Genomic DNA, 18,828 nt, shown 5'->3' on the forward strand with positions numbered 1-18,828 from the left:
CGAGGACCGTCAGCCGACAGCGTCCTGCTCGGCGAGCGCCCGACGGGACTCGTCGTGCAGGACGTCGATGAGTTCGCGTTCGATCGCCGCGAATTCCGGTGAGGTGAGCAGGGCGAGTTCGCGTGGGCGCGGCAGATCGACGGCAACGTCGCGACGGACCGTCGCCGGCCGGGCCGAGAGCACGATCACCCGGTCCGACAGGAAAACCGCCTCCCGCACGTCGTGCGTGATCATCAGTACGGTCCAGCGGTACTGCTGCCAGACGTCCTGCAGCCAGGTCTGCATCTCGGTGCGGGTCAGCGAGTCCAGGGCGCCGAACGGCTCGTCGAGCAGCAGTACCGGACGATCCTGGACCACGGTCCGCAGCAGCGCGGCACGCTGGCGCATACCGCCCGACAGCTGATGCGGGCGGGCGTTCTCGAAGCCCGCGAGCCCGAACCTCGCGAAGAGTTCGGCGGCCCGTGCCCGGGCCTGCTTGCGCGGCACGCGCTGGACGTCGAGCCCGAGAGTCGTGTTGTCGAGAACCGAGCGCCACGGGAACAACAAGTCCTTCTGCGGCATGTGCGCGCACGTGGGGGCGGAGACCGAACCGGTGTCGGGAGCGTCGAGGCCGGCGATGATCCCGAACACCGTGCTCTTGCCGCACCCGCTGGGTCCGATCACCGACACGAATTCGCCCGGGCGCACGTCGAGGTCGATGCCGTCGAGCACCCGGCGGGTACCGAACGACTTGGTGACCGCGGACAGTTCGACGACCGGTGCTTCACCCACGGCGGGCCTCCTGTCGGGGGTGCCGGATCCACGGCGCCATCACCCGCTCGATCGCGAACGTGGCGGCGTAGAGCGCGATGCTGATCGCCGCCGTCACGAGGACCGCGGCCAGGACCAGGTCGGTGCGGAAGGAGTTCTTCTGCACGCTCATGTAGATGCCGAGTCCCGAACTGGCCCCGACGTACTCGGCGAACACGGCGCCCACGACCGCATAGGTGACGCCGATCCGGAGTGCGGTGAAGAACCGGGGGAGAGCGGACGGCAGCCGTACGAACCGGAATTCCTGCCATCGGGAGGCGCCCATGCTCCGCAGCAGGGCGCCGGCTTCGCGGTCGGCGGCTGCGAACCCCTCGATCAGTCCGATCGCCATCGGGAAGAACGTCGCGAGCGCGATCACCAGAATTTTCGGCAGCAGACCGAAGCCGAACCAGATGATCATCAGCGGGGCGATCGCGATGATCGGGAGCGTCTGGGACACCACGAAGAGCGGAACGAAAGCCCTTCGCAGCCAGGGCGAGAAGTCCACGAGCACCGCGAGCGTCCACGCGACCACCAACGACACCGCGAACCCGACGAGCGTCACCTGCAGCGTGGCCCACGCGTGGCCGGCGATGTCGTCGCGGTGCAGCCACCCCTGCTCGAGCACCCGCGCCGGCGACGGCAACACCTGCGGGCGGATGCCGCTGACCGTCACGTACAACTGCCACAGGGCGACCAGCGCCAGCGCGACGACCACCGCGGGCAGCAGCCGGCGCAGCGGGCCCGCGGTGTCGTCCGCGTCGCGCCTACGGCGCTGCGAGGTACTCATCGGTGAAGTACGTCGACCAGTCCGGTTCGGCGGTCAGTGGTTTGCCGTCGGGTCCGGCGAGCAGCCCGTGCGCGTACAGGAAACCCGAATAGCCCGCCCACTGCTCGCGGGTCTGGGTGCCCACGCGCCCCGACGCGTCCTTCATGTAGTCCGCGGCCAGTATCCGCTGACTCTCGTACACGAGTTCCTCGTCGCCGAAGACCCCTGGATTCGCGTCGATCAGTGCCTTCGCGCCGCGGTCGGGGTCGTCGGCCGCCAACTGGTAGCCGCGCTGGAGGGCCTGGACGAACTTGCGCGCCTGCTCGGGATGCTCGGCGAGCCACTGCTCGTTGCCGTTCACGACGATCGCGTACGCGTCCGGGAAGCCGTAGTCGGTGTAGTCGAAGTAGCGCATCGGGGTACCGCGGCGCGCCGCCTCGACGCCCTCCCACGCCGCGTAGGACACCGTGAAGTCCGCCTGGCCGCCGTAGACGGCCTCGTACGCCGAGGTGCCCAGCACCACGGTGTCAAAATCGCCTGTGCCCCCGTCGTTCCGGATGACCTGACGGAGGATCTCCCGCTCGCCCGGATCACCGAACCCGGCGTAGGTCTTGCCGTCGAGGTCCTTGGGGCTCGCGAGGTCGGCGCGGTCCGCCTTGACGCCGATACCGGTCGCCCAGTGCTGCAGCGGCGCCAGCACCGAGACGGTCTGCGCCCCCGCGGCGCGGGAGAACGTGGCCGCGTCCTGGAAGCTGGTGCCGAACTCGGCGTTCCCGGCGTCCACGAGGGTGTCGGGTGAGGTGTTGTTGTACGGCAGCACCTGGACGTCGAGGCCCGCGTCCGCGAAGTACCCCTCCTGCAGCGCCACGTACAGGCCGGTGTGATTGGTGTTCGGCGTCCAGTCGAGAGCGAACCGGATGGTGTCCCCGGAGCTGTCGGAGCTGGCGCACCCGGTGAGGATGCTCATCGCGGACGCGACGATCGCCGAGGTGGCCAGCACGCGGCGCAGCCGCGACACCGACGTCACGACGCGGGCCAGGGCTGCGGGTTCAGGGCGGTGTCCCAGAACATGTACTCGTAGCGGCTCGCGGTGACGAAGGCCCGGACCATCGCCTCACGCTCCTCCGTCGTCGCGGCGTTCGCGGCCTCGTCGACGAGCCGGCGCGCGGTCGCGACGGACTCGTGGAACGCCGGATCGTCGTACGTGGTGACCCACTGCGCGTAGGGGTGCGCCGGGTCGGCGGCCAGCACCTCGTGCGCGTCGGCGGCGAGGCGACGGCCCACCTCCGCGTAGATCCAGAAACACGGCAGGACCGCCGCCGCAGCCACGGCGTACGACTCGGTCGCCGCCGTCGCCGTCAGGTACGACACGTACCCGAGGCACGCCGGCGAATGCTCCGGCGCGGTCGACCGTTCCGGCAACACCCCGCCGGCCATGAGTCCCTCGTGCAGTTCGGTCTCCACCACGGCCGCAGTCGCGGACGATGTCGCCCAGAACGCGGCCGTCTGCGGGTCCGGGGCCTTCGCCGCCACCAGCGCCAGCGCCTTGGCGTATTCGGCCAGGTACAGCGAGTCCTGCTCGATGTAGGTCCGGAACACATCGAGCGGCAGCGTGCCGTCGCCGAGCCGGCGCAGGAACTCCATGTCGTCGATCGCGGCCCGCAGGACCGCAGTCCGTGCCCACAGCAGATCCGTGAAGCGCGAGCCGTCGGCGTCGGGGTGGACAGATATGTCGTGAACAGGCGTCGTCATCGCCATGACATCCCTTCGTCAGCATTACCTGATGCAGGTTCCCGGGTGTGATCTCAGCCCCGCCCGTGCGGAGCACCCCGTGTCAGTGAACGAGCCGACCATAGCACCGCCGGATTGGTACGTTGGCAGTCGGCTGTCCGTCCGGCCGAGGGGACCGGCGCGCAGCCGTACCGACCGCGTTGTCGGAGCGTGAGGAGGGCCGCATCGTGCAAGCAGTGGAAGTTCTCGAGACCGGAGCGGCCCGCGGGCCCGAGACACTCGTCGTCGAGACGGACCGGGGACCGGTGCGCGGTTACGCCGACGGACCGGTGTTCGCCTGGAAGGGTATTCCGTATGCCGCCGCGCCGACGGGGGAGCGGCGCTTCCGGTCGCCTGTACCGCCCGACGCATGGAGCGAGGTCCGTGACGGCGCCGCGTTCGGTGCGATGGCCCCGCAGGGCCACGACAACTCGGTCCCGCTCGATCCGTCGATGCGGATCGGTGAGGACTGTCTGACCGTCAACGTGTGGGCGCCCCGCCCGGACGGTACCCCCAGGCCGGTCATGGTGTGGATCCACGGCGGCGCCTACTGTCTCGGATCGTCCGCGCAACCGATCTACGACGGGCGGCTGCTCGTCGAGCGTGGGGATGTCGTGCTGGTGACGTTCAACTACCGGCTCGGCGCCCTGGGCTTCCTGGACCTGTCGTCGTTCTCGACCGCGGAGCGGACGTTCGAGTCCAACCTGGGGCTGCGGGACCAGATCGCCGCCCTCGAGTGGGTGCGCGCGAACATCGCCGTTTTCGGCGGCGATCCGGAAGAGGTGACGTTGTTCGGAGAGTCGTCCGGCGGCGGGGCGATCACGACATTGATGACGGTGCCGCGGGCCGAGGGACTGTTCCACCGCGCCATCGCCCAGAGCCCGCCGGCGACGTCGGTGTACGGGGCGGAGCGTGCCGCGACGGTCGCGCGGCGGTTCCTGGAGATTCTGGAAGTGCCCGTCACGCGCGTCGCAGATCTGGCGGGAATGCCGGCCGAACGCCTGGTACAGGCCGGTGACGTTCTCGTCGACGAGGTGCCGACGCGAGTTCCGGGCACGCTGGCCATGGCCCCGGTCGTCGACCGGGATCTGGTTCCGCACTACCCGGTGGCCGCGTTCCAGAAGGGACGCTCGCACCGCATCCCGTTGATCATCGGTTCCAATCGGGACGAGGCGTCGATCTTCAAGTTCATGCGCTCACCCCTGCTGCCGGTCAGCCCCGACGCCGTCCAGCGCATGTTCGCGGGACTCGCCGAGGACAACCCGGGACTCTCACCGGTCCGGCTCGCGCAGATCGCGGCGGCCTACCCGGGATCGACCAAACCACGAGGTGTGCTTGCCCTTTCACGTGATGCAGCGTTCCGGATGCCGGCCCTGTGGGTCGCCGACGCCCACAGCCGGCACTCGCCCACCTGGGTGTACCGGTTCGACCACTCCACCCCGATGCTCCGGGCGGCCCGCGTCGGTGCCGGCCACGCAACCGAATTGCCCTATGTGTTCGGAAATTTCGGGACCCTCGATCCCGACCCGACGTTCTGGCTCGGTGGCCGCAAGGGAGCGATCGAGGTGTCCGGCCGGGTGCAGCGGCGCTGGCTCGCATTCGCCCGCTACGCCGTCCCGGCCGCACTCGACGGGTCCAAGCACTGGGCAGCGTACACCGAGGAGAATCGGTCGACGCTGCTGATCGACGGCCGCGACCGTCTCGTCTCGGATCCGGACCGGGACATGCGGATCGCATGGGGCAGTGAGGCGATGGGGTTCAGCTGATGAGTACTGACCCTTGACTCGAACACCAGTTCGAACTAACCTCGTGTCATGAATCCGGGGGGACTCGACACCACAACTGCTGCACTCGTGGCGCTCAGTCACGATGACGTGCGGGGACTGGCCGAGTTGGACCTGGTGCGCACGACGGTGGATCTCTCGCGTCTGATCGAACACCTCGAAGCCCTGCGCGTGACGGCGGTGGCCGAAATCGACGAGCGCGCAGTCTCGTTCGACACGCTGGGGTTTCGTAGCGTCAAGCAGTGGCTCGCAACCAACACGCTGCTGGAAGTTCCTGCCGCGGCGCGAATCCTGGCGCTGGGGAAGGTGCTGCGGCGGGAACCCGAGGTCGCCGCGGCGCACGAGAACGGTCAGGTTTCGTCCGAGCATGCCGCTCTGATCACCAAGTTCTGCGAACAGCCGCCGCGCGGGATGCCCTTTGAAGCCCTTCCATCGTGCCGGCAAGTACTACTCGACTGCGCGGCGAACCCCGCGGCGACCACGATGAGTGTGCGCACCTGCATCTCACGGCTCGAGCGGATCTTCGAATCCGACGAACTCCCGCCCAGCGAGGACAGTGACCGCAACGAATTTCACGCCTCGAAAACCCTGAACGGGCGCGTCGCGGTCAAAGGCGACCTCGACGCAGTCACCGGGGAGATGCTGCTGACGGCACTGTCCGCGCTGACGAAACCGCGGAACCCGAACGACGACCCCGCCGCGACCCGCACGCCGGCGCAGCGGCGGGCGGAAGCGTTCGCCGAAATCCTGCGCCGCTACCTCGACTCCGGCGACGCGCCCATCGAGGGCGGCGAGCGACCGCACCTGTCGCTGCACGTGAACGCGCGCGACCTCGCCCGCACCGACCACGACCACGACCACGGCGCGTGGGCGAGCCGAGGCAGGGACGCCGACACGCCGGACCTGTTCGGCAGCAGACAATTTCAGAAAAGGGACGTCGCGCGCCTCCCGCACCTGGGACCGCTGACCATCGCCACCGCCCGCCGCCTCGCCTGCGACTGCCACCTCACCCCGGTCGTGATGGACGACGGCATTCCGCTGAACCTGGGCCGCACCACCCGAACCGTCTCCAAGAAGCAACGCCGGGCGTTGATCGCCCGCGACCACGGCTGCGCCTTCCCGGGCTGCGGAGCCCCGCCCGCCCACTGCGAAGGCCACCATGTTCATCACTGGGCGGACGGCGGACCCACCGACCTCGACAACCTCGTGCTGCTGTGTCACTACCACCACCGGCTCCTGCACCACTCCCACTGGGAAGTGCAGATCGGCGCCGACCACCATCCCTGGTTCACCCCGCCGTCACTGGTGGACCCGTACAAGAAACCCATGCCGGCGCACAATCGCGCCGGACCCCACGCCGCCTGAACCCGGGGAACCGCAAGCTAATTCGACCATCTGTTGTAGCCGACACCCGCAGTAAGGGTGCCGGCCGCAATGGGTTGTACTGCTCGGTAACGCTGCCGGTGTCTCTGCTGCGGTCAGTGCTCGTTCGGCGCGACGCCGAGCTCGTCGCACGCGGCGCGGTAGAGCGCGACCACTTCGGTGCGGATCGATGCGCGATCGGTGACCGGGCCGAGCCACGGCACCCGCACGGTCCGCTGGGACCCGGCGACGTCGGCTATCCACTCGCCGGACTCACCGTCCAGTCCGGTCATGCGTGCGGCAGTGGCTTCCGGTTCGGCGAACGCGCGGACGATGAGCAGGTTGTCGGCGGTGTGGTCGCCGTTCATGTGTGCAGTCACGGCGGCGACCACGGCCGAATCGAAGCTCGTCATGACGGCGAGCCTAGCCGCACCGTCGGGGGCGTCCGGTCGGCGTCCAATTCACGCAACACCGGCAGCGCGAAGCACACCGCAGCCACCCCGACCACGGGAATCGCGAGCGCGAAGAACGTCGTCCGGATGCCGAGTTGGTCGATCAGCGGGCCGGCCAGGAGGTAGCCGAGCGGCCCGGCGGCATATGCGGTGGAGGTCATCACACCGACGACACGTCCGCGCATGTGCTCGGGGCTGCGGGTCTGCATCGCCCAGTTCGCGATCGGTCCCACCGGCCCGTACACGAGGCCGATCACCACGGAGAGCCCGAGAAGTACCCACAGCGGCGGCAGGAACGCCATCCCGATCATCGCCAGCCCCAATCCGGACACCGCGACCAGCATCAGGTCGCGCCGGCGCAGGTGCGGCGCGAGCGCGCCGTAGGACAGCGCCCCCACCAGTCCACCGACGCTCATCGCCATCAGCACCCAGCCGAGCTGGGCGGGTTCGCCGTGCTCGGTGAAGTACGTGGGGAACAGCACCGACTCGATCGGCAGGTACAGCGCGACGATCACCATGTCCACGAGCGCGAGGGTGCGCAGCAGGCGATCGCGCCACACGAACCGGAGGCCGTCGAGCGTGCCGGACCACATCGACGCCGGGCGGGTCGCGTGATCCGGGCGCCCGGCGTGCTCGAGGCGCAGGAAGGCGATGGTCACGATGGAGAGGACGAAGCAGCCGGCGGTGACCCAGAGCGTGCTTTCGGCGCCCACCAGCGCGATGAGGACACCACCGATACCGGGGCCGATCAGGTAGGCGACGTTGTAGTTCGCCTCGTACAGACTGTTGACCCGGTCGAGCCGCCAACCAGCGGCCGCCGTCGCCGCCGGGAGCATCGACTCGCGCGCCGCGATGCCGGCCGGATCGAACGTGGCCCCGAGCGCGGCCAGCGCGGCCAGGACCGGCACCGACAGGCCCGCCGTGCCCGCGACCACCGGAATCGCAGCGACCGACAGCGCGGACAACGCGTCGGAGACCAGGGAGGTGGGGCGGCGGCCGAACCGGTCGACGACGGTGCCCGAGAACAGGCTCGCGAGTAGCAGGGGAAGGGTCGCCGCGCCCGCCACGATCGCGGCGTCGGTCGCGCGGCCGGTCTGTTCCAACACGAGCCAGGGAAGCGCGACGATGACGATGCCGTTGCCGGTCGCCGAGAGCAGGGTGGCGACGTTGAGCAGGACGAGCGGCGCGAAGCGCCGGGTCTCGGGCGAAACGGGGGCGGTCACGGCACGGGCCTTCGGTCGGACGGGCGTCGAACCCGAAGCTAACAGCGCGGACGGAACCCACGCGAGCGGTTTTCGCTCCGGCGGACCGTCCGCGAAGGATCCCGCCCGGAAGCCGGGCGGGATCCTCCGGGATCGTCGGTCGCTACTCCCGGGTGCCGATGGCGGCCACCGGGTCCTGGCGCAGCGCTGTCCGAGTGGGGATCGAGATCGCGGCGAGCCCGAGCACGACCGTGGTGCCGACGATCAGCGCATAGACACCCGGCGAGACGGTCGGCACGGGCGACCCCGACACCGCCGCCGCGACACCGGCGAGTGGGGGCAACGCGACCGCCGACCCGAGCACCGCGGCGACGGTCACGACGATCACCGCCTCGGCCCGCATCATCCGGCGCACTTGCCGGCCGCTCGCGCCGACGAGCCGGAGCAGGGCGAATTCGCGGCCGCGTTCGGCGGTGGCGAGCACGAGCGTGTTCACCACTGCCACCGCGAGGTAGCCGAGCAGCACCGCGAGCGCGACGATGCTCACCCACGCCTGGGTGCGGCGCTCCTCCTGCCCGGCGGCGGCGAACTGCTCGCGGTCGGCCACCGCGACGCCACCGAGTGCACCGATCGCCGCGCGGGCCTGGTCGACCTGCCCGGGCTCGGCCGCGACCAGCAGCATGTCGGTGAGGCCGCTGGTGGTGTGCTCCCGCACCTGCGACGCCGGGAGCGTCACGTCGCCGAACCCGAGCCCGCGGCCGTACGTCGCGATCACCGTGGGGGTCACGAGGGTGCCGTCGCCGAGACGCAGCGGCACCGTGTCGCCCACGTGCGCGCTCATGCCGAACGCGGCGTCGGTGCTGAGCGCGACCGTACCGTCCCGCAGCCCGCCGAGGTCGCCGTCGCGGACGTCGAGGTCGAGGGTGGGCGCAGTCGAGGCGCCGTCGATGCCCTGCACCGAATACGGCTCGGTGGACGGTGATTCGCCGCCCGTCGTGAACAGCGCCTGGCTGCGCGCGACCGGGTTGACCGCGCGGACGGAGGGCTCGGCTGCGATCGCGTCGACCAGGGTGGGCGCCAGCCCGGCCGGCGCCGTCACGACCAGGTTCGCGGTGATCCCGGCGCGTGACTGGTGGTCGGCGGCCGCGGCGACGGTGTCCTGCGTGAACAGTTGCACCGAGCCGATGGCGACCGCCAACGCCAGCGGCGTGATCGCCGACGCGAGTCGGCGCGCGCGTGCCCCGGAGTTCGCCGCCGCGAGCACGAGCGACGGTGACGCGCTGCGGCGGAGCGGCCCGCCGAACCGTCGGACAGCGCCGCCCACCAGCATCGGGCCCAGCACCGCGACCGCGATCACCAGCAGCACCGCGGACGCACCCGCACCCGCCAGGGCGGCCGGCCCCGGCAGCACCGCGGGCAGCAGCGAGGTCGCGAGCCCGCCGAGTCCGAAGACGATGCCGGTGACGAGTCGGACCCGACCGATGGAGGCCGGTTCGACCGCCGACTCGCGCAGCGCCTCGGTGGGGTCGAGACGAGCCGGTCGGCGCGCGGCGACGGCCGCGGCGATCCGGGCGGTGCCGATCGCCAGAGCCACCGCGACCACGGCCGGCAGCGGGCTGTAGGCAAGCGAGAAATCCGTCGAGAGCACGCCGGCGGCGGCGAACTGGGAGCGCAGGAGCTGGGCCAGCGCGTACCCGGGCCCGACTCCGAGCAGGGCGGCCACGCCGGCGACGGACAGCACCTCGCTGCCCACGAGACGGTGCACCTGGCCGGGCGTGGCGCCGGTCGCCCGCAGCAGAGCGAACTCGCGTCGTCGCTGCTGGATCGACAGGGACAGTGTGCTGGCGACGACGAACATCGCGATCAGGATCGCCAGACCGGCGAACGATCCGCACAGCATCATCAGTTCGCTACGGGCCGCCCCGACGTCGAGGTACTCGGCGTCGCCGCGCGCACTACCGGTGTAGGTGTGCACGTCTTCGCCCGCCAAACGCTCACGTGCCTGCCCGGCCAGCGTCGCCGCATCCACGCCGTCGTCAGCGAGCAGGCCCACGGCCGCGACCCGGTCGCCGTGCGGCCACAACGCCTGCGCGCGGCTGTCGGTGAGGAAGAGGCTGGCGGGCCGGTCGCGGGGCTCGGGCTCGGGCGCCGCCACCACCCCGGACACGCGGTAGTCGGTGGCGATACCGCCATGTCGCAACGTCATTCGATCGCCGACGGCTCCGTGCGCCGCCCCGGTCACGACCACCTCGTCGGGCGCCGTGGGGGCCCGCCCGGCCGTGAGCTCGTAGGGGGCGAGCGCCGCCGACGCCCAGCCGTGCGCGTCGACGACGGTGCCGTCCTCGGCGGTCAGGCGAACCCCGAGGTCGGGCACCGCGGCACGCACGCCGGGAATCGTGGCCAGATCGTCCACCGCCGAGGCCGGTAGCAGCGCCCGTTCGACGTACGGCTGATCGATGTCCTCACGGACGTCGAGAGCCTGGGCTGCCCCGACCACGACGTCGGCGCCCGCGTAGCGGTGCGCGGTCACGCCGCCGCGAATCCCGGACTCGAAGAGCACCCCGAGGCCGCAGGTGAGGACGGCGGCGCACAGGACCGCGACGAACACCGCAGTGAAACCGCCCCACTGCGCCCGGATGTTGGCGCGGGCGAGCGGGCGTAGACGTGCGCGTGACATGGTCACCACTCCCCGAGATGAGTCATGTGGTCGGCGATCGCGGCGGCGGTGGGGGACTCCATGCGGCCCACGAGCCGGCCGTCCGCGAGGAACAGGACCCGGTCGGCGTGCGCGGCCGCGACCGGGTCGTGGGTCACCATGACGATCGTCTGGCCGAGCTCGGTGGTGGTGTGGTGCAGCAGGTCCAGCACCTGCCGTCCGGTGCGGCTGTCGAGTGCGCCGGTGGGTTCGTCGGCGAACACCGCGTGCGGCTGCGTGACCAGGGCGCGCGCGATCGCGACCCGCTGCTGCTGGCCGCCCGACAGTTCGGCCGGGCGCCGGTCGCGCTTGTCGGCCAGGCCCACCGCCGCCAGCACGTGGTCCAGGTGCGCGCGGTCGGTGGTGCGTCCCGCGAGCAGTAGCGGCAGCGTCACGTTCTGCTCGACCGTGAGGGCCGACATGAGGTTGTACGCCTGGAACACGAAGCCGATGTGGTCGCGCCGGAACACGGTGCGGGCCTTCGGCTTCAGCGCACTGATCTCGGTGTCGCCCAGCCACACCGAACCGCGGGTCGGCTGGTCCAGGCCGGCGGCGCAGTGCAGGAACGTGCTCTTGCCGGACCCGGACGGGCCCATGATCGCGGTGAAGGTTCCGGGGGCGAGGGCGAGGCTGACGGCGTCGAGCGCGGTGACCCGGGTGTGCCCGGACCCGTACGTCTTGGTGACGTCGGCGAGCCGGACGGCGGCCCGGGGCGGGCTCTGCACGAGGGGCGGGGCGGCGGTGTAGGAGGACATGTCCGAAACGCTATGGAGCGCCGACGGTACGGAACATCCCGCGCGGTACCGGATCGATGGTGTAGCTGGCTGTACCGACAGCGCCGGACCGGTACGGCATGCTGGAGCGATGGTTTCCGGCGAACGGCTCGCGGTGCGGTGGCGCGCCCTGCGCTTCCTGGCGGTCGAGACCGCCGCTGCCGTCGTGTCCCTCTGTCTTCTGGTCGTGGGCCTGGTGGTGGGGGCGTTGCTGATCCTCATCGTGGGATGGGTGGCACTGCCGTCGTACCTGCGGCTGCTGCGGTGGTGGGCGGGCCGGGAGCGGCTCCGCGCCGGGTACTACCGCGGGTCGGCGATCGTCGACGGCTACCCGCCGATCCCGCAACGGGCCGGCTTCGACGACCTGCGCCGCCTGCTCGTGGCGCCGTCGACGCGGCGCGACTTCGGGTGGGTCGCGATCCACGCGGTGGCTGCCCCCACCGCGGGACTGCTGGCGCTGGGGCTGCCGGCCGCCGCCGTCAATTCGCTGGCCATCCCGTTCTACTGGTGGACCATGCCGCCCGACGACCCGGTCAGCGGCCTCTACCCGGTGACGTCGTGGTGGGGTGCCGCACCGATGCCGCTCATCGCGATCGGTTACGCCGCGCTGGGCTGGTGGTTGACGCCGCTGCTGGCGCGCGCGGTGGCGGCCCTGGCTGCGCACCTGCTCGCGCCGGGTCGGGAAATGGCGCTCTCGGAACGGGTTTCGGCGCTGACGGCGAGCCGGGCCGCCGCCCTCGACGCGCACGCGGCGGAGCTGCGCCGCATCGAGCGGGATCTGCACGACGGCGCCCAGAACCGGCTGGTGGCCGTCGTGATGATGCTCGGCTTGGCGGAACGATCCCTGCGTGTCGCGCCCGAACAGGCACTGCCACAGCTGCTTCGCGCGCAGGACGCGGCATCGGACGCGTTGTCCGAGCTGCGGACCCTCGTGCACGACATCTATCCACCGGTCCTAGACGAACTCGGGCTGGACGGGGCGGTGTCGGCGCTCGCGGGCCGCAGCAGCGTGCCGTGCGTGCTCGACGTCGACGAGCTGCGCCGCGCACCCGCCGCGGTGGAGGCCGCCGCGTACTTCGTCGTCGCGGAAGCGCTGACCAACGTCGCCAAGCACAGCGGCGCCCACCAGGTTCGGGTCACCATTCGCACCCGCAGCGACGTCGCGGGCGGATCGACCATGGTGATCGAGGTCGTCGACGACGGCACCGGTGGCGCGGTGGAGCGCGACGGGGGCGGATTGGCGGGCATCCGTCGACGCGTGGCAGCGTTCGAGGGGACGGTGACGATGGACAGCCCGTTCGGTGGGCCGACGAGACTCGAGGTGGAACTGCCGTGCGGATTCTGATCGCCGAGGACGACGCGCTCCTGCGGGAAGGGCTCGCGCTGCTGCTCGGCAGCGTCGGGATCGAGGTGACCGCCGCCGTCGACGACGCCGAGAAGTTCCTGGAGGCCTTCGAGACCGACCGTCCCGACGGCGCCGTGCTCGACGTCCGGATGCCCCCGACGTTCACCAACGAGGGGCTGCGGGCCGCGATCGAGGCCCGGCGGCGGCGCCCGGGCTTCCCGGTACTGGTGCTCTCGGCGTACGTCGAGGACCGCTATGCGGGTGACCTGCTCGCGGGCGGCACGGGCGGCGTCGGCTACCTGCTCAAGGAACGTGTCGGAAAGGTCGAGGAGTTCGTCGACGCACTGCGCCGCGTGGTCGAGGGCGGCACCGTGATGGATCCCGAGGTGGTCTCCCAGCTGATGAGCCGGCGCCGCGCCGACGACCCGATTCGGACGCTGACACCCCGGGAGGCGGAAGTGCTCGGACTGATGGCCGAGGGGCTCGGCAACGGCGACATCGCCCGCCGCCTGGTGGTGAGCGACACCGCGGTGAGCAAGCACATCGGCAACATCTTCGCGAAGCTGGGGCTGGCGGCGTCGGACAGCGGGCATCGCCGGGTGCTGGCGGTGCTCGCGCACCTGCGCTCGTGACCCGGCTCAGACGCTCTCGAGTGCCGCACCGACCTCGCGCAGCGCGCGATGGCGCTGGTCCTCCGCGAGCGCGTGCCCGACGGCGATCGCCAGCGCCACCGGCCAGTCGATCACCTCGAAGGCCGCCAGCAAGCCCAGCGCGGTGAGATAGGCGAGCTGGTCGGGGCGCGGGATACCGATGTCGCCGAGCAGGGGCACGCGGATCGCGAACCGCGAGCCCGCGTTGATCCGGGCCAGGGCGGCGGTGTGCGAGCGCAGGTCGACCCCGCGGTGGAGGGTTGCTTCGGTCATAGTTCGCCCCGCCCATCCTCGTCGTTCATCTGCCGGACACCTTCGGCCGTCACAGTGTTGACTGTGATCGTTTCGTTATCCGCGTTGTCCGCGTTCACCTCGGCCCTGCGTCCGTCGCCGCCGGACCCGTTGACCGGTGCCGTCACCGCCGTGCTCACGCCGCCGTTGCGCCACGCGTACGCGGTGCTGCTGCGGACCGGCGTGCTGGTCGTCGACTGAGCCGTCGGGACGCGCCGCTCCGACCAGCGCGCCAGTGCCCGCGGCGTGAGAGCCGCGGCGGCGGTCGCCGCGGCGGCCGGCCCGAGGGCCTGGGCCCAGGCGAGCGGCCCCAGCGGGGTGCAACCGAGGAACTGGCTCAGTCCGGGCACGCTGATCACCCCGGCCAGGACCGCCAGTGACCCCGCGGCCGTCGCCACCACGAGCGGGCTGCGGGAGTCGATGAGCGTCTGCCCCAACTGGGCGCCGACGAGCGCCACCAGGCCCACCGTGGACGCGCGCCGCGGGCGTCCGGTGAGCGAGGCGATTCCCCACGCGGCACCCGCGCCGGCCGCCGTCGCCGTGCCCCGGATGGCGACCGTCCGCCACAGTGCGGCACGGTCGGGCCCGCGGCCGTCGTACGCGTGGTTCCGGTTGGGCGGGCTCACCGCGAGGGCTGCGGCGGGCAACGCATCCGTGAACAGGTTCACCAGCAGCAACTGTCGGGCGTTGAGCGGCGCCCGCCCGCTGACCGCGCTGCCGATCAGCGCGAACGCGACCTCGCCGGCGTTGCCGCCCAGCAGCACGGCCACGGCGGACTGCACCCGCTGCCACAGCTGCCGGCCCTCGTCGACGGCGTCCAGGATCGCGTCGACGTGGCCGCCGATCAGGAGGATGTCGGCGGCACTGCGCGCCGGATGGTTGCCGTGCGACGTGACGCCGATCCCGATGCTCGCGGCGCGGATCGCGGCCGCGTCGTTGGCGCCGTCGCCCACCATCGCGCACACGTGCCCCGAACGCTCGAGCGTCTGCACGATCTGGACCTTCTGCTCGGGAGACATCCGGGCGAAAACCCGCCGCTCGCGGACGGCGGTCTCCTGGTCGCGGTGTGCCAGCGACTCCCATTCGCTCCCGCTCAGCACGTCACCGGTGCCGACGTCCAGCCCGAGGTCGCGGGCGACCGCGGCGGCGGTGACCGGATGGTCGCCGGTGATCAGGCGCACCGACACACCCCGCTCCTCGAGCTCGGGGAGGAGTCCGACCGCCTCGGGGCGGGTCGTGTCCGACAATCCCAGCAGCCCGATCGGCTCGAGCCCGCCGGCGCACAGGGATTCGACGACGTCGGGGTCCGCCGCGGCTCGTCTCGCCTCGGCGTCGGTGACGGTGCGCCGGCCGACAGCGATCACGCGGAGGCCGGCGGCCGCCATCGACTGCACGTCACCGGCGATCCCGTCGCGCGCGTGCGGTGCATCGTCGGCGCAGGCGTCCAGGATCACCTCGGGGGCGCCCTTCACCGTCAGTTCGGTGCCCTGCAACGCCGCGGCGTAGGGGCGTCCTGCGCGGAACGGCAGGACGACGTCGGACACCAACGCGCGGGGTTGCTGCTGCGCGGCCTCGACGACGGCACGGTCGGTCGCGTGCGGTGCGGCGCGGCCGTCCGCGAGTACGGACGTGCGGGCGGCGGCCACGACGATGCGGTCCCGGTCGACGGTGCCGGTCGGCCGGATCTCGGTCACCCGCAAGCGGTCCTCGCTGAGTGTGCCGGTCTTGTCGAAACACGCGACGTCGACACGGCCGAGGGCCTCGACGGACCGTGGGGCGCGCACGAGTACCGACGCGTGGGTGAGACGGCGCGCGGCGGCCTGCTGCGCCAGCGTCGCCACCAGCGGCAGGCCCTCCGGGACGGCGGCGACGGCGACCGCGACGCCGCTCGTCACCGCCGAGCGCAGGCCACCGCCGCGGAGCATCGAGATGACCGTGACGAGGACGCCGCCGGCGAGGCTCACCGGCAGCACCCGGTCGGTGAGCCCGCGCAGCTGCGACTGCAGGCCCACCTTCCGCACCGGTGCCGGGGAGAGCGCCGCGGCCCGGCCGGTCTCGGTGTCGTCACCGACGGCGGTGACGAGGGCGAGCGCGGTGCCGGTCAGAACCGTCGTGCCGGCGAACAGCATGCAGCTGCGTTCGGCCAGCGGCACGCCCGGGGTGGCGTCGATCTGCTTGTCCACCGGCATGGATTCGCCGGTCAGCGAGGATTCGTCCACCTCCACCCCGTCCACTGCGATCAGTCGGCCGTCGGCGGGCACCACCTCGCCGGACCGGACCTCGATCACGTCACCCGGCTGCAGCAGCCGCGCATCCACCGACTCGTACTCACCGTCCGCGACGCGGATCCGGGCCGGGGCGTCCTCGACCGCGAGCAGGCGGGTGAGCAGGCGCTCGGCGTGCAGTCGCTGCGCCGCCGAGAGCGCGGCGTTGCCGACCAGCACCGTGCCGACGAGGATCGCGTCCACGGGGGAGCCGAGCACGGCACTGGCCGCCGATCCCGTTGCGAGGATCGGCGTGAGGGGATCGGCGAGTTCGGTCCGCAGCGACCTGCCGAAGGCCCACGCCCCGGTCACCGGGCGCCGCAGTCGACCGATGCCGGTGCCGATCCGGCCGGGCGTGGCCACCGATCGGCGCGGCGGCGGCGAACCCACCAGCCGCCGCACGCGATCGACCGACATCGCGTGCCAGTCGTGCTGAGGACTCGGCCGCGGCGGGTCGGCGCCCAGCACCTGACGGGCGAGCGAGTGGCCCGTCCACAGTGCGGCGCCCGCTCCCACGCTCACCGGTCCGGGGCCTCGCCCGTGCGTCCCGGGGATCATCAGCAGCGAACCGAGAAGGGAAGCGCCGGAAGCGAGTTCGATGCCGCGACGGGCGGCCGCACGGGCGGCCGGCAGGGCGCGCAGGATCCGCCACGCGGCGGCGAGGTCCGGTACGAGGAGGTCGCAGGACGGGGTCGTCGCGCCCGGTGCCACGCACACGCTCAGGTCGGCGGCGGTGACGGCGGCGGGGCAGCGGGTCGCCAGGACGGCCACCGTCCCGCCGGCCTCCTGCAGGCCGGTGATCGTCGACACCAGATCGGAGTCGACCGGCCCCGACGGCTTCCGGAGTTCGTCGAATGCCGATCGCAGGGTGCCCAGCGCCTCGTCGTCGACGGAGTGGACGGTGACACCCGCTTGTCGCGCCTGTTCGAGCACGGCCCCCGCCAGCGGGTCCCGGACCGGCGAGATCAGGACGGCCGCGTCGGGATCCTCCGCCCCGGCGCCGGGGACGTCGGCCAGCCGATGCCAACCCTCCCCGATGGCACCGGCGTCGAGAGCGGTGCGGGCCGCTTCCCACACCGCGGCGCGGCGCGCGTCGCGGACGCCGCGGATCCGGCTCACCCGTAAGTCGGACGTCAGCAGGGCTCGTGGGTCGACGACGAGCGCGGTGACGGCGTCGAACCGGCGCAGCACGTCGGGTGCGCGGTACAGGACGTCGTGGTCGCCGGCGAGGCCCCGTCCCAGCGTGCTGGCGAAGGACTCGCGGGCGGTGGGCGCCGCCTTCGGGGCGGTGACGAGTGCGGCCGTGCCGGCGGTGGTGACGCTTCGGCTGGCCAGGCCCACCGCGGCCATGCTAGCCAGCTGGGCCCAGCCGGCACGGACGAGGTGACGGTCGACGGGACCGGACACCGGTGGGCGAGGCGCCGCGTCCGGTGCCGGACGGCGCCCACTGCGCTCCCAGGCACGGCGGGCGGCGATCACCTCGCCCACTATGGAGGCGCGGATCAGCGCCTCGATCGCGAGCGACGGTGGCGCCTGCACCAGCGTGTAACTCGCCGCGGTGAGGGTCGACAGCAGCAGGTCGGCGCGAGCGGGACCGACCGCCGCCTCGAGCAGCCGCCGCGCCGCAGGCTGGTAGTCGAGAAGCGTCACGGGTGCAGCTGCGGCCGCCGGGAGGCGGGGGATTCGCAGCACTCGCCCGGCCGCCGCGAGCCCGAAGCCGACCGAGTGCGCGGTGAGGGCGGTGACGCGAGCGGCCAGTACGGTGTCGTCCCACGCGGGCGGCAGCGGCGGTGACGAGGCCGGCGTCTGCGGGCTCTGGCGAGTCCACGGCGCCAGCACCCCGGTCACCACACCGGCCGTGGCGGCGGTTCCGACGGTGACGGTGGTGAGCGCGGCGTGGAGAGACCGACCGGGCAGCCCGCGGGCCTGCCCGGCCAGAGTCCGGACCCCCGCGATTCTCACCGAGCGGTACGCCCCCGTGGCCGGGGTGTCGTGCTCTTCGTGGTGGGCTGTTTCGCCGCCGTGCTCTTCTGCGTCGGGGTGCTTCCCGCGACGGTGCTCTCGGGCGTCGCCGCTCGCGGGGCGGTCTTCCGCACCGGGTTCGCGGACGGCGTCGTCGCGGCGGTCGTCGTTGTCGCGGAGTCCTCGGGGATGGGAACCTGCGCCGTGTGCGTGTCGGGGAGCCCGGCGGCCTCCGGAGCGACCGCCGGCGGTGCCGGCTCGGCGTGGTTCGTGTCGGTGCGGCCGGGCTGCGCGCCGCGCTCGTGCAGTTGTCGCAGTACGAGCGCGGCGCCCCCGACGGTGAGGACCACCGGCCACTCGATCAGGCCGGCCGCACCCGCGGCGGCCATCGTGAGGACGGCGGCCGGTGTCGAGTGGCTGCCACGGCCGAGCCCGCGGCGCGCGCCGTCGGCGACTCCGGTGACGACGCCCCGCATCCCCCCGACGACGCTCCCCACCGCGGCGCCGCCGAGGGCCCCGATGGACGAGGTCGTCACCTCGGCGAGGCCGGACACGGTCCGAACGGCACCGTCGGCGAACGACAAACCGCCGTTACCGGATCCGTGCCCGTTGTGCGAGGTGTTCCCTGTCGGTTCCATCGAGTTCCCATCGTTCGGTTCGCGGGCGAAATCGTCGCGTACGTCTGTCGTGGGAGGGGGGTTTCCACTCGTAGCCGAGTCT

General features: G+C 72.1%; 15 protein-coding genes, 1 pseudogene and 1 riboswitch. Of the genes and pseudogenes, 5 read left to right on the forward strand and 11 right to left on the reverse strand.

Annotated elements, in window-relative coordinates; translation table 11 throughout:
- Positions 1-9: 9 nt before the first annotated feature.
- The 4 genes from E7742_RS03665 to tenA all read right to left on the reverse strand — a co-directional run bounded on the left by E7742_RS03665 (position 10) and on the right by tenA (position 3,310).
- Positions 10-771, reverse strand: coding sequence for an ABC transporter ATP-binding protein (locus E7742_RS03665; protein ID WP_137797698.1), 762 nt, complete (start codon positions 769-771; stop codon positions 10-12).
- On the reverse strand, positions 764-1,579 hold the full coding sequence (locus E7742_RS03670; protein ID WP_137797699.1) for an ABC transporter permease: 816 nt from the start codon (positions 1,577-1,579) through the stop codon (positions 764-766). Before E7742_RS03670 ends, E7742_RS03665 begins: the two co-directional genes overlap by 8 nt.
- Complete coding sequence (locus E7742_RS03675; RefSeq protein ID WP_137797700.1) at positions 1,557-2,585, reverse strand: ABC transporter substrate-binding protein; 1,029 nt, start codon at positions 2,583-2,585, stop codon at positions 1,557-1,559. The genes E7742_RS03670 and E7742_RS03675 overlap by 23 nt, the downstream gene beginning before the upstream one ends.
- Positions 2,582-3,310 carry a thiaminase II gene (gene tenA / locus E7742_RS03680; RefSeq protein WP_137797701.1) on the reverse strand — a complete coding sequence of 243 codons (729 nt, stop codon included), beginning with the start codon at positions 3,308-3,310 and terminating at the stop codon, positions 2,582-2,584. Before tenA ends, E7742_RS03675 begins: the two co-directional genes overlap by 4 nt.
- Positions 3,304-3,400: riboswitch (TPP riboswitch) on the reverse strand. (Overlaps the previous gene by 7 nt.)
- 125 nt (positions 3,401-3,525) lie before the next feature.
- Between tenA and E7742_RS03685 the strand changes: the two genes are divergently transcribed.
- Both E7742_RS03685 and E7742_RS03690 read left to right on the forward strand, forming a co-directional pair.
- A complete protein-coding gene (locus E7742_RS03685) occupies positions 3,526-5,094 on the forward strand; it encodes a carboxylesterase/lipase family protein (protein ID WP_137801032.1) in 1,569 nt (522 codons plus the stop codon).
- A gap of 48 nt (positions 5,095-5,142) precedes the next feature.
- A complete protein-coding gene (locus E7742_RS03690) occupies positions 5,143-6,477 on the forward strand; it encodes an HNH endonuclease signature motif containing protein (protein WP_137797702.1) in 1,335 nt (444 codons plus the stop codon).
- Positions 6,478-6,590: 113 nt separating this feature from the next.
- Here E7742_RS03690 and E7742_RS03695 read toward each other — a convergent pair whose 3' ends face one another.
- From E7742_RS03695 to E7742_RS03710, 4 genes are all read right to left on the reverse strand, one after another.
- Entirely contained in the window at positions 6,591-6,887 is a 297-nt protein-coding gene (locus E7742_RS03695; protein WP_137797703.1) for a DUF2470 domain-containing protein, read from the reverse strand.
- Positions 6,884-8,149, reverse strand: coding sequence for an MFS transporter (locus E7742_RS03700; RefSeq protein WP_137797704.1), 1,266 nt, complete (start codon positions 8,147-8,149; stop codon positions 6,884-6,886). Before E7742_RS03700 ends, E7742_RS03695 begins: the two co-directional genes overlap by 4 nt.
- A 142-nt stretch (positions 8,150-8,291) precedes the next feature.
- Positions 8,292-10,805, reverse strand: a complete 2,514-nt coding sequence (locus E7742_RS03705; protein WP_254699151.1) for an FtsX-like permease family protein — start codon at positions 10,803-10,805, stop codon at positions 8,292-8,294.
- Positions 10,806-10,807: 2 nt separating this feature from the next.
- Positions 10,808-11,578, reverse strand: coding sequence for an ABC transporter ATP-binding protein (locus E7742_RS03710; protein WP_137797706.1), 771 nt, complete (start codon positions 11,576-11,578; stop codon positions 10,808-10,810).
- A gap of 109 nt (positions 11,579-11,687) precedes the next feature.
- On the opposite strand from E7742_RS03710, the gene E7742_RS03715 reads away from it, so the two are divergent.
- Together E7742_RS03715 and E7742_RS03720 are read left to right on the forward strand one after the other, a co-directional pair.
- Entirely contained in the window at positions 11,688-12,941 is a 1,254-nt protein-coding gene (locus tag E7742_RS03715) for a sensor histidine kinase (RefSeq protein WP_137797707.1), read from the forward strand.
- The gene (locus E7742_RS03720) at positions 12,929-13,573 is read left to right on the forward strand and encodes a response regulator (protein WP_137797708.1); all 645 of its coding nucleotides are present in this window, start codon (positions 12,929-12,931) and stop codon (positions 13,571-13,573) included. The genes E7742_RS03715 and E7742_RS03720 overlap by 13 nt, the downstream gene beginning before the upstream one ends.
- A 6-nt stretch (positions 13,574-13,579) precedes the next feature.
- On the opposite strand, the gene E7742_RS03725 is transcribed toward E7742_RS03720, so the two are convergent.
- Positions 13,580-13,864: a hypothetical protein gene (locus E7742_RS03725; protein WP_137797709.1), complete on the reverse strand. Its 285-nt coding sequence runs from the start codon at positions 13,862-13,864 to the stop codon at positions 13,580-13,582.
- Positions 13,865-14,014: 150 nt separating this feature from the next.
- Between E7742_RS03725 and E7742_RS23700 the strand changes: the two genes are divergently transcribed.
- A complete protein-coding gene (locus tag E7742_RS23700) occupies positions 14,015-14,083 on the forward strand; it encodes a hypothetical protein (RefSeq protein WP_354371112.1) in 69 nt (22 codons plus the stop codon).
- Positions 14,084-14,145: 62 nt separating this feature from the next.
- Here E7742_RS23700 and E7742_RS03730 read toward each other — a convergent pair.
- Positions 14,146-17,496 (reverse strand): annotated as a pseudogene (locus tag E7742_RS03730) (cation-translocating P-type ATPase); the annotation flags it as partial.
- A gap of 608 nt (positions 17,497-18,104) precedes the next feature.
- The gene (locus E7742_RS03735) at positions 18,105-18,746 is read right to left on the reverse strand and encodes a hypothetical protein (RefSeq protein ID WP_254699152.1); all 642 of its coding nucleotides are present in this window, start codon (positions 18,744-18,746) and stop codon (positions 18,105-18,107) included.
- Between the last annotated feature and the right edge of the window lie 82 nt (positions 18,747-18,828).

The organism is Rhodococcus sp. SGAir0479, from assembly GCF_005484805.1.
Taxonomy (GTDB): domain Bacteria; phylum Actinomycetota; class Actinomycetes; order Mycobacteriales; family Mycobacteriaceae; genus Prescottella.

Excerpts from the sequence above, each read along its gene's own strand:
- E7742_RS03690 (WP_137797702.1), top strand. The coding sequence starts at position 5,143 with ATGAATCCGGGGGGACTCGACACCACAACTGCTGCACTCGTGGCGCTC.
- E7742_RS03735 (WP_254699152.1), bottom strand. The coding sequence starts at position 18,746 with ATGGAACCGACAGGGAACACCTCGCACAACGGGCACGGATCCGGTAAC.
- E7742_RS03705 (WP_254699151.1), bottom strand. The coding sequence starts at position 10,805 with ATGTCACGCGCACGTCTACGCCCGCTCGCCCGCGCCAACATCCGGGCG.
- tenA (WP_137797701.1), bottom strand. The coding sequence starts at position 3,310 with ATGACGACGCCTGTTCACGACATATCTGTCCACCCCGACGCCGACGGC.
- E7742_RS03670 (WP_137797699.1), bottom strand. The coding sequence starts at position 1,579 with ATGAGTACCTCGCAGCGCCGTAGGCGCGACGCGGACGACACCGCGGGC.
- E7742_RS03715 (WP_137797707.1), top strand. The coding sequence starts at position 11,688 with ATGGTTTCCGGCGAACGGCTCGCGGTGCGGTGGCGCGCCCTGCGCTTC.
- E7742_RS03725 (WP_137797709.1), bottom strand. The coding sequence starts at position 13,864 with ATGACCGAAGCAACCCTCCACCGCGGGGTCGACCTGCGCTCGCACACC.
- E7742_RS03695 (WP_137797703.1), bottom strand. The coding sequence starts at position 6,887 with ATGACGAGCTTCGATTCGGCCGTGGTCGCCGCCGTGACTGCACACATG.
- E7742_RS03710 (WP_137797706.1), bottom strand. The coding sequence starts at position 11,578 with ATGTCCTCCTACACCGCCGCCCCGCCCCTCGTGCAGAGCCCGCCCCGG.